The sequence below is a fragment of the Burkholderia sp. AU32262 genome (genome assembly GCF_020419985.1).
In the GTDB taxonomy this organism is placed as follows: domain Bacteria; phylum Pseudomonadota; class Gammaproteobacteria; order Burkholderiales; family Burkholderiaceae; genus Burkholderia; species Burkholderia semiarida.
The window spans coordinates 1-20,995 of sequence record NZ_JAIZRS010000023.1 but is presented as its reverse complement, the minus strand read 5'-3'; the positions used below and the strand labels follow the sequence as shown (position 1 = coordinate 20,995).

Annotated in this window: 19 protein-coding genes; 12 read left to right on the top strand and 7 right to left on the bottom strand. The window is 67.4% G+C overall.

Annotated elements, in window-relative coordinates; genetic code table 11:
- Positions 1 to 62 precede the first annotated feature (62 nt).
- Positions 63 to 1,814: a gamma-glutamyltransferase gene (gene ggt / locus LGN10_RS24845; protein WP_226225313.1), complete on the top strand. Its 1,752-nt coding sequence runs from the start codon at positions 63 to 65 to the stop codon at positions 1,812 to 1,814.
- A 151-nt stretch (positions 1,815 to 1,965) separates the two neighbouring features.
- Positions 1,966 to 3,294, top strand: coding sequence for a dicarboxylate/amino acid:cation symporter (locus tag LGN10_RS24840; RefSeq protein ID WP_059584840.1), 1,329 nt, complete (start codon positions 1,966 to 1,968; stop codon positions 3,292 to 3,294).
- Positions 3,295 to 3,297: 3 nt separating this feature from the next.
- On the opposite strand, the gene LGN10_RS24835 is transcribed toward LGN10_RS24840, so the two are convergent.
- Both LGN10_RS24835 and LGN10_RS24830 read right to left on the bottom strand, forming a co-directional pair.
- A complete protein-coding gene (locus tag LGN10_RS24835; protein ID WP_059584841.1) occupies positions 3,298 to 3,687 on the bottom strand; it encodes a DUF3331 domain-containing protein in 390 nt (129 codons plus the stop codon).
- 44 nt (positions 3,688 to 3,731) lie between these two features.
- On the bottom strand, positions 3,732 to 5,024 hold the full coding sequence (locus LGN10_RS24830) for an NAD(P)/FAD-dependent oxidoreductase (RefSeq protein ID WP_226225311.1): 1,293 nt from the start codon (positions 5,022 to 5,024) through the stop codon (positions 3,732 to 3,734).
- Positions 5,025 to 5,170: 146 nt separating this feature from the next.
- Between LGN10_RS24830 and LGN10_RS24825 the strand changes: the two genes are divergently transcribed.
- Positions 5,171 to 5,824, top strand: coding sequence for a TetR/AcrR family transcriptional regulator (locus tag LGN10_RS24825; RefSeq protein ID WP_060310710.1), 654 nt, complete (start codon positions 5,171 to 5,173; stop codon positions 5,822 to 5,824).
- Positions 5,825 to 5,848: 24 nt separating this feature from the next.
- Here the strand turns inward: LGN10_RS24825 and LGN10_RS24820 are convergent, their stop codons facing one another.
- On the bottom strand, positions 5,849 to 6,760 hold the full coding sequence (locus LGN10_RS24820; protein ID WP_226225309.1) for a LysR family transcriptional regulator: 912 nt from the start codon (positions 6,758 to 6,760) through the stop codon (positions 5,849 to 5,851).
- Positions 6,761 to 6,868: 108 nt separating this feature from the next.
- On the opposite strand from LGN10_RS24820, the gene LGN10_RS24815 reads away from it, so the two are divergent.
- Positions 6,869 to 7,630 carry an SDR family NAD(P)-dependent oxidoreductase gene (locus LGN10_RS24815; RefSeq protein ID WP_226225307.1) on the top strand — a complete coding sequence of 254 codons (762 nt, stop codon included), beginning with the start codon at positions 6,869 to 6,871 and terminating at the stop codon, positions 7,628 to 7,630.
- A 24-nt stretch (positions 7,631 to 7,654) separates the two neighbouring features.
- Here the strand turns inward: LGN10_RS24815 and soxR are convergent, their stop codons facing one another.
- The gene (gene soxR / locus LGN10_RS24810; protein ID WP_059639703.1) at positions 7,655 to 8,134 is read right to left on the bottom strand and encodes a redox-sensitive transcriptional activator SoxR; all 480 of its coding nucleotides are present in this window, start codon (positions 8,132 to 8,134) and stop codon (positions 7,655 to 7,657) included.
- A 79-nt stretch (positions 8,135 to 8,213) separates the two neighbouring features.
- On the opposite strand from soxR, the gene LGN10_RS24805 reads away from it, so the two are divergent.
- The 6 genes from LGN10_RS24805 (at position 8,214) to LGN10_RS24780 (ending at position 17,164) form a co-directional block, all read left to right on the top strand.
- Positions 8,214 to 9,380, top strand: coding sequence for an efflux RND transporter periplasmic adaptor subunit (locus LGN10_RS24805; protein ID WP_226225305.1), 1,167 nt, complete (start codon positions 8,214 to 8,216; stop codon positions 9,378 to 9,380).
- A gap of 13 nt (positions 9,381 to 9,393) precedes the next feature.
- Positions 9,394 to 12,567, top strand: a complete 3,174-nt coding sequence (locus tag LGN10_RS24800; protein ID WP_226225304.1) for an efflux RND transporter permease subunit — start codon at positions 9,394 to 9,396, stop codon at positions 12,565 to 12,567.
- A complete protein-coding gene (locus tag LGN10_RS24795; protein ID WP_226225303.1) occupies positions 12,564 to 14,087 on the top strand; it encodes an efflux transporter outer membrane subunit in 1,524 nt (507 codons plus the stop codon). The genes LGN10_RS24800 and LGN10_RS24795 overlap by 4 nt, the downstream gene beginning before the upstream one ends.
- 164 nt (positions 14,088 to 14,251) lie before the next feature.
- Positions 14,252 to 14,707 (top strand): MarR family winged helix-turn-helix transcriptional regulator, encoded by a 456-nt coding sequence (locus LGN10_RS24790; protein ID WP_226225302.1) that lies wholly within the window; start codon positions 14,252 to 14,254, stop codon positions 14,705 to 14,707.
- Positions 14,708 to 14,974: 267 nt separating this feature from the next.
- Positions 14,975 to 15,622, top strand: a complete 648-nt coding sequence (locus tag LGN10_RS24785) for a glutathione S-transferase family protein (protein ID WP_099317625.1) — start codon at positions 14,975 to 14,977, stop codon at positions 15,620 to 15,622.
- A gap of 291 nt (positions 15,623 to 15,913) precedes the next feature.
- Entirely contained in the window at positions 15,914 to 17,164 is a 1,251-nt protein-coding gene (locus tag LGN10_RS24780) for an MFS transporter (RefSeq protein ID WP_226225301.1), read from the top strand.
- 162 nt (positions 17,165 to 17,326) lie between these two features.
- Here LGN10_RS24780 and LGN10_RS24775 read toward each other — a convergent pair whose 3' ends face one another.
- Positions 17,327 to 17,803, bottom strand: a complete 477-nt coding sequence (locus tag LGN10_RS24775) for a nuclear transport factor 2 family protein (protein WP_226225300.1) — start codon at positions 17,801 to 17,803, stop codon at positions 17,327 to 17,329.
- Positions 17,804 to 18,127: 324 nt separating this feature from the next.
- Here LGN10_RS24775 and LGN10_RS24770 point away from each other — a divergent pair, with 324 nt between their 5' ends.
- A complete protein-coding gene (locus tag LGN10_RS24770) occupies positions 18,128 to 18,514 on the top strand; it encodes a winged helix-turn-helix transcriptional regulator (RefSeq protein WP_060310718.1) in 387 nt (128 codons plus the stop codon).
- 219 nt (positions 18,515 to 18,733) lie between these two features.
- Here the strand turns inward: LGN10_RS24770 and LGN10_RS24765 are convergent, their stop codons facing one another.
- The gene (locus LGN10_RS24765; RefSeq protein ID WP_081059151.1) at positions 18,734 to 19,105 is read right to left on the bottom strand and encodes a YXWGXW repeat-containing protein; all 372 of its coding nucleotides are present in this window, start codon (positions 19,103 to 19,105) and stop codon (positions 18,734 to 18,736) included.
- Between the two features lie 580 nt (positions 19,106 to 19,685).
- Here LGN10_RS24765 and LGN10_RS24760 point away from each other — a divergent pair.
- A complete protein-coding gene (locus LGN10_RS24760) occupies positions 19,686 to 20,819 on the top strand; it encodes a porin (protein ID WP_226225299.1) in 1,134 nt (377 codons plus the stop codon).
- Positions 20,820 to 20,901: 82 nt separating this feature from the next.
- Here the strand turns inward: LGN10_RS24760 and LGN10_RS24755 are convergent.
- A partial coding sequence (locus LGN10_RS24755) for an IS3 family transposase (RefSeq protein ID WP_143281221.1) occupies positions 20,902 to 20,995 on the bottom strand: 94 nt, incomplete at its 5' end.

Below are 20,995 nucleotides of genomic sequence, written 5' to 3'. Positions count from 1 at the left end.
CACGTAGTTGCGCACCGGTGCATTCCCGCATGGCCCGGTTTATTCGTCTGGAGGATTCCGTCATGAGGCGGCTCGTAATACTCACCCTGTTGTCGGCGATGAGCGTGTGCGCGTTCGCCGCGTCGGACCCGGCGGTCGAAGCGAAGAACGGCATGGTCGTGTCGTCGCAGCACTTCGCGTCGCAGATCGGCGTCGACATCCTGAAGGCAGGCGGCAACGCGGTGGACGCGGCGGTCGCCGTCGGCTATGCGCAGGCGGTGACCAACTCGTGCTGCGGCAACATCGGCGGCGGCGGCTTCATGACGATCCATCTGGCCGACGGTCGCGACCGCTTCATCAATTTCCGCGAGACGGCGCCGGCCGCGGCGTCCGCGAACATGTATCTCGATGCGTCGGGCAACGTCATTCCAGAGCAGAGCCTGTACGGCTATCGCGCGGTCGGCGTACCGGGTACGGTGGCGGGCCTCGATCTCGCGCAGCGCAAATACGGGAAGCTGACGCGCCGGCAGGTGATGGCGCCGGCGATCCGGCTCGCGCGCGACGGCTTCGTGCTGACGCGCGGCGATACCGACATCCTCGACACGACGGTCGAGCGCTTCAAAAAGGATCCCGAAGCCGCGCGCATCTTCCTGCGCCCGGACGGCTCGGCGCTGCAGCCGGGCGACCGCCTGGTGCAGAAGGATCTGGCGCGCACGCTCGAGCGCATCGCGGAGCAGGGGCCCGACGCGTTCTATCACGGCGAGATCCCGAAGATCGTCGAGGCGGCGGCGAAGCGCGGCGGCGGCGTGATCACGGCGGCCGATTTCGCGTCCTATCGCGCGCAGGACATGGCGCCGCTGACGTGCACGTATCGCGGCTACGAGTTCGTGTCGGCGCCGCCGCCGAGCTCGGGCGGCGTGACGATGTGCGAGACGCTGAACATCCTCGAAGGGTATGACCTGCGCAAGCTTGGCTACCACTCGGCCGCGGCGGTCCACTACATGACCGAAGCGATGCGCCACGCGTACGAAGACCGCAACACGCTGCTCGGCGATCCGGACTTCATCGACAACCCGATCGCGAAGCTGACGAGCAAGGAATACGCGGCACAGATCCGCAAGAGCATCCATGCCGACACGGCCACGCCGTCGGTCGACGTGCAGCCCGGTGTCGGCGTGCACGAGAAGCCGGAAACGACGCATTACTCGATCGTCGACCATGACGGCAATGCGGTGTCGACGACCTATACGGTCAACGGCCGCTTCGGCGCCGTGGTCATCGCGCCGGGCACCGGTTTCTTCCTCAACGACGAGATGGACGACTTCACCGTGAAGGTCGGCGCGCAGAACCTGTTCGGCCTCGTGCAGGGCACCCGCAACTCGATCGCGCCGGGCAAGCGTCCGCTGTCGTCGATGGCGCCGACCATCGTGAAGAAGGACGGCAAGGTGTTCATGGTGGTCGGCTCGCCGGGCGGCTCGCGCATCATCACGATCACGCTGCAGACCGTGCTGAACGTGATCGACTACGGGATGACGCCGCAGGATGCGGTCGCCGCGCCGCGCATCCATCATCAGTGGCTGCCCGACGCGGTCTATTACGAAACCTACGGCCTGTCGCCCGACACGCTCGCGATCCTGCGCAACATGGGCTACAAGATGGTCGAGCAGACGCCGTGGGGCGCCGCCGAGCTGATCATGGTCGGCCTGCCGGGCACCGAAGCGGCGAGCCGCCAGAGTTCCGGGAACGATTCGTCCGTGTCCGGCAACGTGCGTGTCGGCTTCATCTACGGCTACAACGACCCGCGCCGTCCGGCCGGTTCGGCGATCGGCTACTGACCCGACCGTTTCATCCCGAATCGCTGCCGCCGGCGTTCGCGTTGCCGCGAATGCCGGTGCGGCGGCAGCGCGCCCGTCGGCGGACATCCACCAGCCTGAGCGGCGCGCACCTTTCTTCCGTCAACTCCATCGCCACTCGGCGAACTCCGTCATGAACAAACGAATGTCTGCGGCAGGCTGGATCCTGCTCGCCATGGCAGCCGGCATCCTGATCGGCTACCTGATCTACACGCAGCTTCCGGACAAGCAGTCGGCCGCGGAAATCGCCGGCTACATTTCGCTCGTGTCCGACGTGTTCCTGCGGCTGATCAAGATGGTGATCGGGCCGCTGGTGTTCTCGACGCTGGTCGTCGGCATCGCGCACATGGGCGACGCGGCGTCGGTCGGGCGCGTGTTCGCGAAAGCGTTCGGCTGGTTCGTCACCGCGTCGCTCGTCTCGCTGCTGCTGGGCCTGCTGATGGCGAACCTGTTGCGGCCCGGCGAGAACCTCGGCCTGCCGCTGCCGGACATCGGCGCGTCCGCGCATCTCGCGACGTCCAAGTTCACGCTGAAGGATTTCGTCGGCCACATGGTGCCGAAGTCGATCGCCGAGGCGATGGCGAACAACGAAATCCTGCAGATCGTCGTGTTCTCGCTGTTCTTCGGCGTGGCGCTCGCCGCGCTCGGCGAGCGCGGCAAGATCCTCGTGGCCGCGATCGACCAACTCGCGCACGTGATGCTGAAGATCACCGGCTACGTGATGAAGCTCGCGCCGCTCGCGGTGATGGCCGCGATGGCGTCGACCGTCGCGGTCAACGGGCTGTCGATCCTGCTGAAGTTCGCGGTGTTCATGGGCGACTTCTACGCGAGCCTCGTGCTGCTGTGGGCCGCACTCGTCGCGGCCGGGCTGCTGTTCCTCGGCCGCCGCGTGTTCAAGCTGCTCGCGTTGATCAAGGAAGCGTTCATGCTGTCGTTCGCGACGGCCAGTTCCGAAGCCGCGTATCCGAAGATTCTCGACGCGCTCGACCGCTTCGGCGTGAAGCGCAAGATCTCCAGTTTCGTGATGCCGATGGGTTATTCGTTCAATCTCGACGGCTCGATGATGTACTGCACGTTCGCGTCGCTGTTCATCGCGCAGGCGTACAACATCCACCTGTCGCTCGGCACGCAGATCACGATGCTGCTGGTGCTGATGCTCACGTCGAAGGGAATGGCCGGCGTGCCGCGCGCGTCGCTCGTCGTGATCGCGGCGACGCTGCACCAGTTCAACATCCCGGAAGCCGGGCTGCTGCTGATTCTCGGGGTCGACACGTTCCTCGACATGGGCCGCTCGGCCACCAATGCGGTCGGCAACTCGATCGCGAGCGCGGTGGTCGCGAAGTGGGAGGGCGAGCTGATGTCGGAGTCCGAAGCACGCGCGCATGCCGCGCATCTCGATGCCGAACTCGAACGGCAGAACGGCGATCCGGCCTATGGCGCCGGTCAGACCACGGCGACCTGACGCTCAGGCCGCCAGCGCGTCGTCGATGCATGCCGCGAGGACCATCGCGGCGGCGTTGCCCGGCGTCGAGCCGAGCAGTTGCGGCGCATAGACGCTGTCGCCGATCTCGATCGGTCGCCCCGACAGCGCGCACACGCCGCGCTTGCGCGTCGTGAACAGGCGCCATTTCTGGTAGCCGTAGTGTCCGGTGCACGCGTCGCACCACGAAATCATCACGGTGTCGGCGGTCGGCCGTTCGAGCACGTCGATGGTCGGCTTGCTCGTCGCGTCCCACGACGGCAGCCGGTCGCGCGTGACGCTGCGCCGCCGCGGCGCACCCCATGAGACGGACGGCATGTCGAAGCTGCCGATCGCGGCGACGGTCATGAGCCAGGGCGCTGCACGGTTGTTCATGTCTCTGTTCCTCGAAACGTTACGCGGTGCCGCGACGCGCGGCATCACGACAGGCGGATGCGCGGCTGCACCCAGCCGTTGATCCGTTCGGCGATCCACAGCAGGGTCGCCTTGGAAAAACCGTGCAGCGCTTGCTGGTGCCGCCGGTAGAGCATCAGGTGGCTGAACTGCGCGAAGCGCCCCTGGATGAAGCCGCCGCGGAAGAACCCGAACTGCCCGAGCGTGCCGAATGCGTCGTAATCGCTGATCGACACCAGCGCGCCGAAATCGTGGAATGCGAACGGTGGAATCGGCGTGCCGTCGAGCCATGCGGGCAGATGCTTCGCGAGGTGCTCGGCCTGTTGCGTCGCGACCTGCGCGGTTGGCGGCAGCGGCCGTTCGTGGCCGTCGGGCAGCAGGCTGCCGCAATCGCCGATCGCGAACACGCAGTCGTCGCCATTCGCCTGCAGCGTGGGGCCGACGACGATCTGGTTCGCGCGGTTCGTGTCGAGCCCGCCCAGCGCCTGCATGAAATCGGGCGCCTTCACGCCGGCCGCCCAGACCATCAGGTCGGCTTCGGCGAACGACCCGTCGCCGTAGTGGAAACCGTTCGCGTCGGCCGACGTGACGCGCGTCGACGTCAGCACGCGAAAGCCGATCTGTTCGAGCCGCCGCTGGGCCGACGCGGAAATCCGCGGCGGAAACGCGTTGAGGATGCGCGGGCCGCTTTCGAGCAGCGTGAGCTGCAGCCGCTCGCGTACCGTCTCGTCGCCGTACGCCTGCGCCACTTCCAGCAAGCGGCTCAGCTCCGCCGCGAGTTCCACGCCCGTCGCGCCCGCGCCGACGATCGCGACGCGAAACGGCTCGTCGCGCGCGATGCTGCGGAACACGCGCATCCGCAACGCTTCGTTGAAGGTCTCGGCTTGCTGCTGGCTGTCGATGAAGTAGCAGTGCTCGCGCACGCCGGGTACGCCGAAATCGTTGGCCTGGCTGCCGAGCGCGAGGATCAGCACGTCGTATTCGAGTTCGCGTGCGCCGATCACCACGTCGCCGTCCCGCGAGCGGATGGCGCCGAGCTGCACGCGGCGGCGCGCGCGATCGAGCCCCTTCAGTTCGCCGGGCTGGTACGTATAGCCGTGGTCGCGCGCATGGGCGAGGAAGATCACCTGTTGCTGCTGGACGTCGCGCGTGCCGGCCGCGATCGTGTGCAGCATCGGCTTCCAGATGTGCGTCGGGCTGCGATCGACGAGCGTGATCCGTGCCCGCCCGGACCGGCCGAGACGCTCGCCCAGGCGGGTCGCGAGCTGCAGCCCGGCGATCCCGCCGCCGACGATGACGATGCGTGTAGGGGTTGTCATGGATAAATCATCACGTGATGAATAAGGTATGATCCTAGCGCTTCCCGGCTCCGCGTGTCAACGGAGCGGGGCGGACGGCCCGATTCCGGCATGTCGAAGCGGGGGCCGGACATGGGCATTCGAATCGTTCAAGGAGCAGGAAAAACGTGGCAGAAGTCACTGAGCGCGCGCCGTCGAAGCGGCGGACGCGCGGACGGCCGCTGGCGGATGCGTCCGTCGGTCCGGACGTGATATTGCGGGCCGCGCGCCGCACGTTCGCGAAGCGCGGCTACGACGCGACGAGCGTGCGTGAAGTCGCGCGCGAGCTGGGCATCGACGCGGCGCTGATCGCCCATCACTTCGGCACGAAGGAAACGTTGTGGCTGGCGGTCGTCGAGCAGATCGTCGAGCTGGCCGAACCGATGTTCGACGCGCTGCGTGCGTTGCGCACGTCGCCGCTGCCGCATCGCGAGCGCGTGCGGCGCGCGCTCGAGCTGTGCGTCGATCACGAATTCGCGGAGCCGGATATCGGCATGTTCTTCTCGACGGCGGCGACCGAGGAGGGCGCGCGGCTCGACCGGCTGCGGGAGCGGCTCGTGCGCCCGTACCACGACGCGATGTTTCCGCTGCTGGCGGACGCGGTCGAGGCCGGCGCGATTCGTCCGGTCGATCCGAACGTGCTGTTCTTCATGATCGCGAGCGCCGTGGGTACGACGGTGTCGTACAGCCACATGATGCTGGAGTTCACGTCGCTGCCCACGCGGCAGCACGAATTCAGGCAGGCCGTGCTCGCGGTTGCGCTGAACATTCTCGGCGACTGAGCGCCGCGCGCGCGATGCGCGCGGTCACGTCGCCGCGATCAGCTCCAGCTCGCGCACCGCGTTCCGCGCGCTCTCGCGCAGCGCATCGACGAGCGGCGACGGCGCGCGGTATGCGATCGCCAGCTCGTACGCGAGCGGGCTGCCCGCGCCCTTCAGTTCGCAGAACGTAATGCCTCGCGGCTGCATCGGCACGAACAGGCGCGGCATCAGCGCGACGCCGATGCCGCCCGCGACGAGCCCGGCCGTCGTCTGCATCTGGCGCGGCTGCTGGACCACGCGCGGCGCGAAGCCCGCCTGCGCGCACGCCGCCACGATCAGCGCGTGCATGCCGGGCCCGTGGTGCGCGGCAAACATGACCCACGGTTCATCCGCCAGCTCGGCCAGCGCGATGCGGCGGCGGCGCGCGAGGCGGTGGCCGTCGGACAGCGCGGCCACCATCCGGTCGCGCAGCAGCGGCTCGACATGCACGTCGCCGGCATCGGCCACCGGCAGCACGACGATGCCGACGTCCGTGCGGTCCTGACGCAGCGCAAGCATCTGTTCGGCGGTCGTACCTTCCTCGAGCTGGAAATCGACGTCCGGATGGCGCTCCTGGAACGCGCGCAGGATCAGTGGCAACAGCGCGTTGACCGTGCTGTCGACGAAGCGCAACCGCAGCGTGCCGCCGAGGCCGGCGCCCGCGCGGCGCGCCACGGCCACCGCGCGCTCGGCCTGTTCGAGCGCGCGCCGCGCTTCGAGCAGGAACGCTTCGCCGGCCGGCGTGAGCCGCGAGCCGCGGTTGTCGCGCTCGAGCAGTGCGACGCCCAGTTCGTCCTCGAGCTTGCGGATCGCCGCGCTGAGCGGCGGCTGAGCCATGTGCAGTCGCTCGGCCGCGCGCCGGAAGCTGAGCGTTTCGGCAACCGCGATGAATTGCCGGAACTGACGCAGATCGATCATGCGATACCTTCCATGTATCAGTAGATCATCGAATTCGTATTTTACCTATCACCCTGCGCTGCCCAGAATGTCCTTGTCGTCAACCGTCGATACTCGGGAGGGCAGATCATGACGGGCAATGAACAGCAGCGCACGGCCATCGTCACGGGCGGGTCGAGCGGGATCGGCTTCGCGATCGCGAGCCGGCTGGTGCGGGACGGGTATCGCGTCGCGCTCGTCGGGCGCGATGCGGCGCGGCTGGAGGCGGCTGTCGCGCGTCTGAGCGGAGCGGCAGTCGGGGAGGCCGGCGATCTGAGCGTGCGACGCGATGCGGAGGCGGTGGTGGCGGCGATCGTCGCAAGATGGCCGCGTATCGACGTCCTCGTCAACAACGCGGGGCGGACCGCCCGCGTCAGTGCGAATACCGAAGCGAGCGAGGTCGAGGCCGTGTGGGATACCGTGCTCGACGCAAACCTCAAGAGCCTGTTCCTGACGACGATGGCCGTGCTGCCGCATCTCGCCGATCGCGCCGCGCGAATCGTCAATATCGGCTCGATCGCGGCGCGCGCCGGCAGCCTGTTGCCGGGCGGCCTCGCCTATGCGGCCGCGAAGGCCGGCGTCGAAGGCTTCACCGTCGCACTGGCACGCGAACTCGGGCCGCGCGGCGCGACGGTCAATACGGTCGCGCCCGGCTATATCGCCGGCACGCGTTTCTTCGGGGACGGCGGGGTCGCGCCGGCGGTCGCGGCGATGATCCGCGCGCAGACGCCGGCCGGCCGCGCGGGGCAGCCGGACGACGTCGCCGATGCGGTTGCCTGGCTCGCCGGGCCGCGCGCGTCGTTCGTCACCGGCGCGACGATCGCGGTGAACGGCGGCTGGCGCGTCGGGTGACGCACGGCATCCACGATCGGCGCGTCATTCGCAATCCGTCGGCGGCTTGTCGCCGAGCCAGCGTCGCGCGCCGGGCCCGTTGCGGCCCGCGCGGTCTTCCGGGTTGGTCAGCTTGCAGCGTTTCAGCGACAGGCAGCCGCAGCCGATGCATTCGTCGAGATTGATGTAGAGCCGCTGCAATTCCTCGATCCGGCTCGCGACGCGCTGCTTCCAGCCGCGCGACAGCCGCTGCCAGTCCTTGTTGGTCGGCGCGGTGTCCTCGGGCAGGCTGACGAGCTGCTCGGCGATTTCGTCGAGCGAATAGCCGATCTTCTGCGCGAACACGATGAACGCGATCAGCCGCAGCACCGCACGCGAATAGTGGCGATGGCTCGAGCCGTTGCGGTGCGACTTGATCAGCCCGCGCATCTCGTAGAAACGCAGCGTCGACGCCGGCACGCCGCTGCGCGCGGCCACTTCGCGGATCGACATCAGCGGCCATTGCGGGGTTTCCGGGATACCCATGACGCCCTCCGGGAAAGCTTGACTTGAAGTTAACTTCAACTTTTATGCTACGCGGCAGTTTAACCCGTCGCGAGGCATCATGCGCTCCTTTTCCCTACGCAGGACGTCGCCTTTGGGCGTGGCCTGCGCCCTGTTGCTGGCGTTGTCGGGCTGTCACGACGGCAAAGGCACGTCGTCGGCCCAGCCGCTGCCCGAAGTCGGCGTCGCCACCGTCGCGCCGCGTACCGTTCGCCTCGCGGACGAATTCAACGGACGCGTCGAAGCGGTCGACGCGGTCGAGTTGCGGCCGCGCGTGAGCGGCTATCTGCAGCGTGTCGCGTACAAGGAGGGCGACGTGGTCGCGCAGGGCGCGCTGCTGTTCGAGATCGATCCGCGCCCGTACCGGATCGCGCTCGACCGTGCGAATGCGCAGCAGCAGCGCGCGCGTGCGGCCGCGAGCCTCGCGAACGTGCAGCTCAAGCGCGTGCAGACGCTGATCGATGCGCATGCGACGTCGCAGGAGGAACTCGACAACGCGCGCGCCACCGCCGAGCAGGCGCGCGCCGACCTGCAGGCAGCCGACGCGGCCGTGGCCGACGCGAAGCTCAATCTCAGCTTCACCGAAGTGCGCGCGCCGATCGCGGGCCGCGTCGGCCGCGCGGTCGCGACCGTCGGCAACCTCGCGCGCGCGGACGACACGCTGCTGACGACCGTCGTGTCGCAGGATCCGGTCTACGTGTATTTCGATTGCGACGAGCAGAGCTACCTGCGCTACAACGCGCGGCGTGCCGATCCGGCGCATCGCGCGATCGGCGCCGATCCGGTGCGCGTCGGCCTCGCGAACGAGACGGGCTTCCCGCATGCGGGCACCGTCGATTTCCTCGACAACCGGCTCGATCCGCAAACCGGCACGATCCGCGCCCGCGTGCGGCTGCCGAATGCGGACCATACGTTTACGCCGGGCCTGTATGCGCGCGTGCAGCTCGTGAGCGGCCGCGACCAGGATGCATTGCTGGTCGACGACAAGGCCGTGCTGACCGACCAGGACCGCAAGTACGTGTACGTGATCGGCCCCGGCGACAAGGCGTTGCGTCGCGACGTGACGATCGGCCGCGAACTCGACGGCGAGCGGATCGTCGAGAAGGGGTTGCAGGCGGGCGACCGCGTGGTGGTCGACGGCGTGCAGCGCATCTACTATCCGGGCGCGCAGGTGAAGCCGAAGGCGCTGCCCGCGCGCGCCGATGCCGGCGCGCCTGCCGCGCAATGACGGGAGCGATACGATGGATTTCTCCCGCTTCTTCATCGACCGCCCGATTTTCGCGGTCGTGCTGTCGATCGTCATTTTCGCGATCGGCCTGATCTCGATTCCGATGCTGCCGGCCGGCGAATATCCCGAAGTCGTGCCGCCGAGCGTCGTCGTGCGTGCGACGTACCCGGGCGCGAACCCGAAGGAAATCGCCGAGTCGGTCGCCGAACCGCTGGAAGAGGCGATCAACGGCGTCGAAGGCATCATGTACATGAAGTCGGTCGCCGGGTCGGACGGCAGCCTGCAGGTCGTCGTCACGTTCCTGCAGGGCGTCGATCCCGACACGGCCGCCGTGCGCGTGCAGAACCGCGTGAGCCAGGCGCTGTCGCGCCTGCCCGACGAGGTCCGCCAGTACGGCGTGACCACGCAGAAGCAGTCGCCCACGCCGCTGATGTACGTGAGCCTCTATTCGCCGGACAACAGCCGCGATTCGCTGTACCTGCGCAACTACCTGACGCTGAACGTGAAGGACGAGCTGTCGCGGCTGACCGGCATCGGCGACGTTGGCGTGTACGGCTCGGGTGATTACGCGATGCGGCTGTGGCTCGACCCGAACCGGCTCGCATCGCGCGGCCTGACAGCGAGCGACGTGATCGCGGCCGTGCGCGAGCAGAACGTGCAGGTGTCGGCCGGCCAGCTCGGCGCGGAGCCGTCGCCGAAGAAGAACGACTTTCTCGTGTCGATCAACGTGCGCGGACGCCTGCGCACGGTGCAGGAATTCAGCGACATCGTGCTGCGCAACGGCGACGACGGGCAGGTCGTGAAGCTGTCCGACGTCGCGCGCATCGAGCTCGGCGCGGGCGACTACACGCTGCGCTCGTATTTCAACGACAAGCATTCGGCCGTGGTCGGCATCTTCCTGTCGCCGGGCGCGAACGCGCTCGACGTCGCGAAGGCCGTGTATGCGAAGCTCGACGAGCTGTCGAAGCGCTTCCCGCCCGGCGTCGCGTACCGCCCGGTGTGGGACCCGACGGTGTTCGTGCGCGAATCGATCCGCGCGGTGCAGCACACGCTGATCGAGGCCGTGGTGCTGGTCGTGCTCGTCGTGATCCTGTTCCTGCAGACGTGGCGCGCGTCGATCATTCCGCTCGTCGCGGTGCCGGTATCGGTGGTCGGCACGTTCGCGTGGCTCTATCTGCTCGGCTATTCGATCAACACGCTGACGCTGTTCGGGCTCGTGCTCGCGATCGGGATCGTCGTCGACGATGCGATCGTCGTGGTCGAGAACGTCGAGCGCAACATCGCGCAAGGGTTGAGCCCGCGCGATGCCGCGCACCAGGCGATGCGCGAGGTGTCGGGGCCGATCGTCGCGATCGCGCTCGTGCTGTGCGCGGTGTTCGTGCCGATGGCGTTCATGTCGGGCGTCACCGGCCAGTTCTACAAGCAGTTCGCGGTGACGATCGCGATCTCGACGGTGATCTCCGCGATCAACTCGCTGACGCTGTCGCCCGCGCTCGCTGCGAAGCTGCTGCGTCCGCACGGCGCGCCGAAGGATGCACTGACGCGCGCGCTCGACCGCGCATTCGGCTGGTTGTTTCATCCGTTCAACCGCTTCTTCGAGCGCGGCGCCGATCGCTATCACGGCGTCGTCGCGCGCACGCTGAAGCGGCGCGGCATGGTGTTCGCGGTTTATGCGGCGCTGCTCGCGGCGACCGCGCTGCTGTTCGACGCGGTGCCGGGCGGTTTCATCCCGGTGCAGGACAAGCTGTACCTGTTCGCGGGCGCGAAGCTGCCGGAAGGCGCTTCGCTCGCGCGCACGAGCGCGGTGACCGAGCAGATGACGAAGATCGCGCTCGGTACCGACGGCGTCGAGATGGTGCCGGCGTTCGCCGGGCTGAATGCGCTGCAGGGCGTGAACACGCCGAACATCACGAACTCGTACGTGATCCTCAAGCCGTTCGACCAGCGTCATCGCAGCGCCGCGCAGATCAACGCGGACCTGAACGCGCGCTTCGCGGCGATCGGCGGCGGCATCACGTATGCCCTGATGCCGCCGCCAATCCAGGGCCTGGGCAACGGCTCCGGGTACGCGCTGTATCTGGAGGATCGCGGCGGCCTCGGCTACGGCGAATTGCAGAAGGCGCTCGCCGCGTTCCAGGCCGCGGTCGCGAAGACGCCGGGGATGAGCTATCCCGTCAGCTCGTACCAGGCGAACATCCCGCAGCTCGAGGTGAAGGTCGACCGGCTGAAGGCGAAGGCGCAGGGCGTCGCGCTGACCGATCTGTTCAATACGTTGCAGGTGTATCTCGGCTCGATGTACGTGAACGACTTCAACGTGTTCGGCCGCGTATATCGCGTGATGGCGCAGGCGGATGCCGGCCACCGCCAGACGGCCGCCGACATCGCGAACCTGCGCACGCGCAACGCGAAGGGCGAGATGGTGCCGATCGGCTCGATGGTGACGGTCGGGCCCGCGTACGGCCCCGATCCGGTCGTGCGCTACAACGGCTATCCGGCCGCCGACCTGATCGGCGATGCCGACCCGAAGACGATGTCGTCGTCGCAGGCCATCGCGAAGCTGCAGCAGATCGCGAAGGACGTGCTGCCGCCGGGCATCACGCTCGAATGGACCGACCTCAGCTACCAGCAGGTCACGCAGAGCAACGCGGCGATCGTCGTGTTCCCGCTGGCCGTGATGCTGGTGTTCCTGGTGCTGGCGTCGCTGTACGAGAGCTGGACGCTGCCGCTCGCGGTGATCCTGATCGTGCCCGTGTGCATGTGCGCGGCGCTGTTCGGCGTGTGGCTGTCCGGCGGCGACAACAACGTGTTCGTGCAGGTCGGTCTCGTCGTGCTGATGGGGCTGGCGTGCAAGAACGCGATCCTGATCGTCGAATTCGCGCGCGAGCTCGAGATCCAGGGCAAGGGTGTGGTCCAGGCGGCGCTCGAAGCGTGCAAGCTGCGGTTGCGTCCGATCGTGATGACGTCGGTCGCGTTCATCGCGGGCTCGTTGCCGCTGCTGATCGGCAGCGGCGCGGGCAGCGAGGTGCGGGCGGCCACCGGCGTCACCGTGTTCGCCGGGATGCTGGGCGTCACGTTGTTCGGGCTGTTCCTGACGCCCGTGTTCTACGTGACGATCCGCAAGCTCGCGGGCGGCACGCCGGCCGTCTGGAGCGAACAGCATGGCACCCTCGAAGGAGAAAACCGATGAGCGCCGCTTTCCGTCTTTCCGCGCTCGCGATGTCGGTGACGCTCGCCGCATGCGCGGTCGGCCCCGATTTCAAACGACCGGATACGGCCACGGCCGCGCGGTTCGCGCGCGATGCGCATCCGGCGACGCAGCGCGATGCGGCGCCGGCCGATACATGGTCCGATACACGGCCCGATATGCCGCCCGACGCATCGGCGGCGGCCGATGCCGCGTTCTGGCACGGTTTCGGCGATCCGGCGCTGACGCAGTTGATCGACGCGGCGCTCGCGGCGAACCAGGATCTGCAGGTGGCCGTATCGCGCTACGACGCGGCGAATGCGCTGCTGTCGCAGGCGACGTTCGACCGCTATCCGACAATCACCGCGAGCGGCCGGATCGGCCATCAGTTGATGAGCAAGGACCAGGCGTTCGGCGCGCCGCGCAGCCAGCGCGATGCGCCGACGTCGAGCGTGGGCGTCGATGCCGCGTGGGAACTCGACCTGTTCGGCCGCGTGCGGCGCTCGATCGAATCGCAGCGCGCGGAAACGGCCGCCAGCGCGGCCGACGTGCGCGCGGTGCGCGTCGCGATCGCGGGAGAGGTCGCGAGCACGTACGTCGATCTGCGAGGCTCGCAGGAACGATTGCGGATCGCGCGCGAGAACGCCGACAACCAGAAGCAGACGCTTGCGCTGATCAATGCGCGCGTCGGCGCGGGACGCGGCTCCGAACTCGATGCGGCGCGAGCGCGTGCGCAGTACGAATCGACGACGTCGCGGATCGCCGTGTACGAAGCCGCGATCGGCGTCGACGAGCATCGGCTCGCGGTGCTGGTCGGGCAGACGCCGGATGCGTTGATCGGCCGGTTCGACCCGCCGAAGACAGTCGCACCGGTGCCGCTGCCGGCGCTCGCGGCCGACATCGATCCGGGCACGCCGGGCGACTTGCTGCGCCGCCGCCCCGATGTCGCGGCCGCCGAGGCGCGGCTGCATGCGGCGACCGCGCGCGTCGGCGTCGCGACGGCCGACCTGTTTCCGCGCTTCACGCTGTCGGGGCTGCTCGGCAGCGCGACGAGCAGCTACGGGTTCTTCCGCGCGGGCAGCGACACGAACCTGATCGCGCTCGGCATCGACTGGTCGTTCCTCGACGTCGGCCGCGTGCGCGCGCGGATCGCCGCGAGCGACGCGGAGGCCGCCGGCCAGCTTGCGCAGTACCGGCAGACCGTGCTCGGCGCGCTGGAGGAAACCGAGAATGCACTGCTGCGCGTCGCGCGCACGCGTGACGAGACTGCTCATCTCGTGCGCGCGGCCGACGACAGCGCGCGCGCCGCGCAACTTGCGCAGGCGCGCTTCTCGGCGGGCGCGATCGACTACTACGAAGTGCTCGATGCGCAACGGACGCTGCTGCAGGCGCAGGACGCGGCGGCCGACGGGCGGATGCGCAGCGCGGCATCGACGGTCGCGCTGTACAAGGCGCTCGCGGGCGGCTGGCCGTCGGGTACGGGGCGGGGCGCACAAGGCCCGCTTGCTCAGTCGGAGAAGTAGCGCGAACAGTGCGCGGCGATCGTGGCGTCGCGTCGCTCCGCGCGAAGCAACGCGCGGCGATCGGCGAGCAAGGCGGCAATGGCAATGGCAATCGCATGAAAGGATCATCGTTCTCGCGGTAAAATTTGATTGCAAATGCAATTAAGAGGGAGGAACGACCTGACATGAGCGCAACCGAACCCGATCTGTGGTTCTCGTTCGTCCGCGCGCACCGGACGATGATTCGCGAGATCGAGCGTCGCCTCGCGGCGGCGTCCCTGCCCGCATACGCGTGGTACGACGCACTGTGGGGGCTCGAAAGCGGGCCCGACGGCACGCGCCGCATGCACGAACTGGCCGATGTGCTGGCGATCGAGCGCTACAACCTGACGCGGCTCATCGATCGGCTCGAACAGGAGGGGCTCGTCACGCGCACGCGTTCGGCGGACGACGGCCGCGCCGCGTTCGCGAGCATCACCGCCAAGGGGCGGACGCTGCGCAAAAAGATGTGGAAGGTCTACCAGTCGACGGTCGCCGCGCTTTTTCTCGACCAGTTCACCGACAAGGAGCGGGCGGCGATGGCCGTTGCGCTCGATCGCGCGGCCGTTGCCGCGCGCGACGCGGCAGCCGGAGTGAAGTAACGGTATCCGGTACACGGCGCGGCCGCGCGCCGCGCATCGAGCGCGGGCGCCGGCCGGCCATGCGGCACGAGCCGCCGCGTCGTCAGCCGTTCGAGGCGGGCTGACGACGCGGCGCGGCAGGTGTCGGGCGCCGCACGGGCGGACCAGGTCGCGCCATCTGCATGTCCCTCCTTCGAGTACTGGCATGTCGCCGGCATCGCCGGTTTCGGCATAGCATTGCAATTGCAACGATTGCAATTGCAATGCTAACCGATGACAAGGACCGACATGACCCCGACGCACTCCCTGACGTTCTATACGGCCGACACGCCGAACGGGCACAAGATCGCGATCTACCTGGAAGAGGCCGGGCTCGCCCACGATCGCGTGCAGGTGAACTTGTCCGCCGGCGAGCAGCGCAGCGCGGCGTATCTCGCGATCAATCCGAACGGCAAGATCCCGGCCATCGTCGACCACGACACGGGGCTGGCCGTATTCGAATCCGGCGCGATTCTCGGCTATCTCGCCGAGAAGACGGGCTGCCTGCAGCCTGAAACGCTGGCCGAGCGCACGGCGGTCCAGCAATGGCTGCATGTCCAGATCGGCGGGATCGGGCCGATGCTCGGTCAGCTGTGGTGGTTCCTGCACGCCTCGAAGACGGGCAATGCGGAAGCGATCGACCGCTACCGGAAGGAGGCGCTGCGTCTCTACGGCGTCGTGAACGGCCGCTTGTCGGAATCGGCGTATCTCGCGTCGTCGCGGTATTCGATCGCCGACATTGCCGCGTTCCCGTGGCTGCGCACGGCGGCCGAGCTCGACCTCGACCTTGCCGGCTTTCCGCACGTCGAGCGCTGGCTTGCCGAGATCGCCGCGCGGCCGGCCGTTCAGCGCGGCCTGAGCGCATGCCGGGTGCCGACGGCCGAGGCGGCGCACTGACGTCGCATCGCCGGCGCTGCCTGGGCCGTGATCGCAACCAGGCGTGCGCTTCGTGCGGTCCAAATGGATCAGCACGTCGCGTGCGGGCGACGGGCAGAGCCGTGTGGTGCGGCGGCCCGACGCGATGCGCGCCCGATGTAGCGGCCGCCCGGGCGGGACGGCGACCCATCGGCGCAGGCGGTATCGCGGGTATCGGGCGAGCCGATGATCAGCATCGCGTCCGGCGGCCTACCGCGGCCGTCGCCCGGTGTTTACGCTGGCGCGATCATTCACTCTGTCCGGAAGGTCGCCATGTCCCGGCTCGATTACAAGCTGCTCGGTCCCTGCTTGCTCGCCATCGCGCTCGACGCGATGGGGTTCGGCCTCGTTTATCCGATGATGTCCGCCATTTTCAGCGATCCGCACGCGGGCATCCTGCCGGCCGACGCGGGCGTGCACGTGCGCAATTTCTATCTCGGCCTCGGCTACGGGATCTATCCGCTGTGCATGTTCTTCGGCTCGTCGCTGATGGGCGAGCTGTCCGATCGCTACGGCCGCCGCCGGATCCTGCTGCTGTGCGTGTTCGGCCTCGCGGCTGGCTACGCGATGATGGCGGCCGGTGTGTCGCATGCCGGCGTCGCGCTGCTGCTGGCCGGGCGCGGGCTCACGGGCTTGATGGCCGGCTGCCAGGGCATCGCGCAGGCGGCCATCACCGATCTCAGCACGCCCGAGACGAAGGCGTACAACATGAGCATCATGTCGCTCGCGTTCAGCGCGGGCGTGATCGTCGGCCCGGTGCTCGGCGGCGTGACGTCCGACCGGACGATCTCGCCGCTGTTCGACTACGGCACGCCGTTCGCGCTGGTCGCCGCGTTGTCGCTGATCTGCGCGTGCTGGACGTGGGCGTCGTATCGCGATTCCGCGGCGCCGCGCGGCGATACGCGCATCGATCCGCTGTTGCCGCTGCGGATCATCCGGGAAGCCGCGCGGCAGCGCGACGTCGCATTCCTGTCGGTGGTGTTCTTCCTGATGCAGGTCGGCTACGGGCTCTACCTGCAGACCGTCATGCTGCTGTTGCAGGCGAAATTCGGTTACACGAGCGCGCGGCTCGGGTTGTTCAGCGGCGTGATCGGCATCTGCTTCGTGTTCGGCCTGTTGTGCGTCGTGCGGCTGATGCTGCGCGTGTGGCGCGTGATCGATATCGCGAAGACGGGCCTGCTCGTGGCCGGCCTTGGCCAGATCCTGTCCGCGCTGTTCCCGAATGAACCGGTGCTGTGGACGCTCGCGATGGTCGTCGGCTGCTTCGACATGGTTGCGTACACGACGATGTATACGGCGTTTTCCGACGCCGTCAGCGACGATCGGCAGGGCTGGGCGCTCGGCGTCGCGGGCTCGGTGATGGCGGTCGCGTGGGTCGTGACGGGCGCGCTGACGAATCTGCTGCCGGTATTCGGCGAAATCGGATTGCTGCGGATCGGCGGCGCGGGTTTCCTGCTCAGCTTCGCGATGATGGTGGCGTACGGCCGTACGCGGCCGGGCGCGCGAACGGCCGTGTTGTCGTAGGGGGGGGGGGGGGGCGTGGGCCGCGCGACGTTGGCCCGCTCCTGTCGAATGGGGCCCCGTGCGTGGTCGTCGCGCAACTTCGCACGGCCCGACACCGGCGCGGCGGACGAGGTTCGGGCCGCGTCCCAGCCGCCCGGCATCGCGACGCGCCGGCGCGATGCGTCAGAACATCGTGTTCCGGTTCGCCGACGTTTCCGGCACCGGCTGGATCACGTCCCAATGTTCGACGATCTTGCCGTCCTTCACGCGGAAGATGTCGACCACCGCTTCGCCGCGATCGCCCGGGCGCTCGGTCGCATGCACGTGCAGGTACACCAGATCCCCGTCGGCCGCGCTGCGGACGATGCGTGCGCGTGACGCCGGATTCTTCTGGAACGCGCCGACGAAGTACGACACGAACGGCTTCTTGCCGTCCGGCACGTGCGGGTTGTGCTGTTTGTAGTCGTCCGCGACGACGGCGGCGGCCTCGACCGCTTCGTGCCGGTTGAAGAAGCGGTCGTAGAACGTCAGCACGAGCTGGCGGTTGGCTTCCTCGGCCGCCACGTCGCGCGTGGCAGGGCCGGTGGCCAGCGCGGCCGTCGATGCGGCCAGCAGAACGACTGCGGCAACGGCGTGAACGGGGGAGCGAAACGATGACATGTAGCGTTTTCCTGGTCTGACGATGCGTGGAGGGATGCGCGACTCGGGCAGCGCTGAACGCGCTGGCCGGCGAGCGATCGAGCCGTGGCCGCGCGATGCATCCCGTATCGGCATGAACGATTCGCCGGCAAGACCACGAGATTCCGCTGCCGATAGTGCGCGATATCGTCATGCTTCGTTGAACTGGCGAATCCGGACGGCGGGCAGGCGGCTGTCAAGTCGATCGAATGGTACAGTTGCCGCGAACCCGTCACAAGAAGTCACCGCGGTGTGAACAGGTCACGCCGCGGTGACTGTGTACCGCCCGTGAAAGAGAATTCCGTCATGCCGCTGCCGTCCGCCGACGAATCCGTCGATCTCGATCAGCCGTGCCCGATCCGCGATGTGCTGGACCGCATCGGCGACCAGTGGAGCCTGCTCGTGCTCGAGGCGCTGTCGGGCGGAACGATGCGCTTCAACGAACTCGGCCGTACGATCGGCGATGTGTCGAACCAGATGCTGTCGCGTACGCTGAAGCGGCTCGAGCAGGATGGCTTCGTCAGCCGCACGCTGTTCGCCGAAGTGCCGCCGCGGGTCGAATATGCGTTGACCGACCTCGGGCGTTCGTTCCTGACACCGATGCACGCAATGATCCGGTGGGCCGACGAACACCATCGTGCGATCTGCGCGTCGCGCCGTCGTGCGCGCGAGTCGGAAGAGGGCGTGAGTTGAGCGTGATACGTTGCGAACGAGCGGGGCGCGTGAAGCGTGGCGGATGCACTTGCATCGCCATGAAATCACTTGGCGATCCAAGAGATGTCGTCGAAATGGATAGCCCGGCGATATGTTGCCGGGCACCCGCTGCCATCGCGCATGATTCCGTGGCGAGGACGGCGCCGGCTCGCGCGCCGTTCCGCTCGGAACCTTCATTGGCCGGAGCCGCGCTGCTGTTTACCGCCACGAACCGTCGACGTAGACCCACACCGGCCCCTGGCGGCGCCAGTAGCCGGGCACCCAGCGGCGCCCGGGGCGCCGTGCGACCCAGCGACCGGGCACCCATATATAGCGGCCGCGCTGCCAGCGCCAGTAGCCGTCCGTCCATATATAGCCATGCGGCCGTGGCGGCGGTGGGCGGCGGTCGCGCCGCGCGGCCGGCGGCGCGAAGGTCGGGCGATCCGCATGGGGTGGGCCGCCCGGTACGCGGTTCGGGCCGGATGGACGGTACGCGGGCGGGGCGGGCTGGGCCGAGGCGGCGCGCAGCCAGCCGGTACCCGCGAAGGCGGCGGTCAATCCGATGGCGCGCAGCAGCGAGCGTCGATTCATGGCGATTCCTGTTCAGTATTCGAGGACGCCTTACATTAGCCTGCCGGTGCACCCGGAGGGTTACACGGGCGGTCAAGGCTGTTACCGAGTGTCACGAAACGCCACTCTTTCCCTTTCCGACGGCTGACGGGATCTCGTCGTGGCTATGGGCGTCGCTGCGGTTTGTGGGGTGGAGCGGCCGTTTGAGGCGCCGGCTGGCCAATATTTGAGATCGAATCGGGTAAATATTGCCGATTTTGGAGTGCCGAACCGAATCCGCTTGTTGTTTCTATGCAACCGTCAAGACGCTGACATGTAAGAATGGTGCGATGAAAGGCTCCAAAAAGCACGCGTCAAGAAGTCAAAAACAAACGTCAAAACAAATACTTATGAAGCCTCCCCACTTTCATTATTTCTAGTTCTGGAAAAGGTTATTTCTTTATTTGCGGATCGCTCCCCTAGGGTACACCCCTAAACTCACGGTTCCCAAACGGGCAACTATCCGGGCGCCGCCAGCAGGACCGATGGCGCTCCCGGGCGGTTGAGACCGTTTATGAACAAGGTCGCGAGACCTGCCTCTTTTTAGAAGGGAGCTCCACGAATGAACAAGACTCTGATCGTTGCAGCAGCTGCAGCATCGTTCGCTACCGTCGCTCACGCACAAAGCAGCGTCACGCTGTACGGCGTGCTGGACGCAGGCATCACCTACACGAGCAACGTCGGAACGGCCGTTGACGCAGCGGGCCGTTCGGTGAACGGCAAGTCGCGTTGGGCGATGGGTTCGGGCATTGACCAGAGCCGTTTCGGCCTGCGTGGTTCGGAAGACCTGGGTGGCGGCCTGAAGGCAATCTTCACGTTGGAAAGCGGCTTCGGCATCGGTGACGGCCGTCTGGGCAACAACGGCGGCATGTTCAACCGTCAAGCATTTGTCGGCCTGTCGAGCCAGTACGGCACGGTCACGCTGGGTAAGCAGTACGACGCAACGCAAGACTACCTGGCGCCGCTGACGGCAACGGGCTCGTGGGGCGGCACGCACTTCGCGCACCCGCTGAACCTCGATCGCCTGAGCACGACCGGCGACGTCGCATCGAACAACACGATCAAGTTCACGAGCGCGAACTACGCTGGCCTGCAATTCGGCGGTACGTACTCGTTCTCGAACAACACGAACTTCGGCAACAACCGTGCGTACAGCGCAGGCGTTGCATACCAGTTCCAGGGCCTGAAGCTGGCGGGTGCATACTCGCAAGCGAACCTGGGTGACGGTACGAACGGCAGCGGCGCGACGTCGTCGGCAATCGGTGGCATCGCTAACCAAGGCCGCGTCCGCACGTACGGTGCTGCTGCTGGCTATGCATTCGGCCCGGCGCAAGTCGGCGCTGCATGGACGCAAGCACGTCTCGACAACAATGCAGTCGCTGCAGGTACGCTGCGCACCGACAACTACGAAGTCAACGCGAAGTACAACCTGACGCCGGCTCTCGGCCTGGGTGCTGCTTACACGTACACGAACGCGAAGATCAACAACGGCAGCACGCACTGGAACCAGTTCGGTCTGCAAGCTGACTACGCGCTGTCGAAGCGCACCGACGTCTACGCACAAGCTGTGTACCAGCGTGCAGCGAAGAACGGCATCGGCGCACAGATCTACAACGGCAACAGCTTTGCTGACAACCTGCCGAGCTCGTCGATCAACCAAACCGCAGCAACGGTTGGTCTGCGTCACCGCTTCTAAGCGTGACGGGCGGGGCAACCCGCTTCGCAGCATCGAAAAGGCGCCTTCGTGAACTGACCCCGCAAAGTTGGACAGTTAAAGGCTAGGCGCCCAAGGGCTGAGTCCTGTATTGCACGGGACTCAGCCCTTTCAACTTGAGCTTGATGCGTTCGTGGTTGTAGTAGTGGATGTAGCGC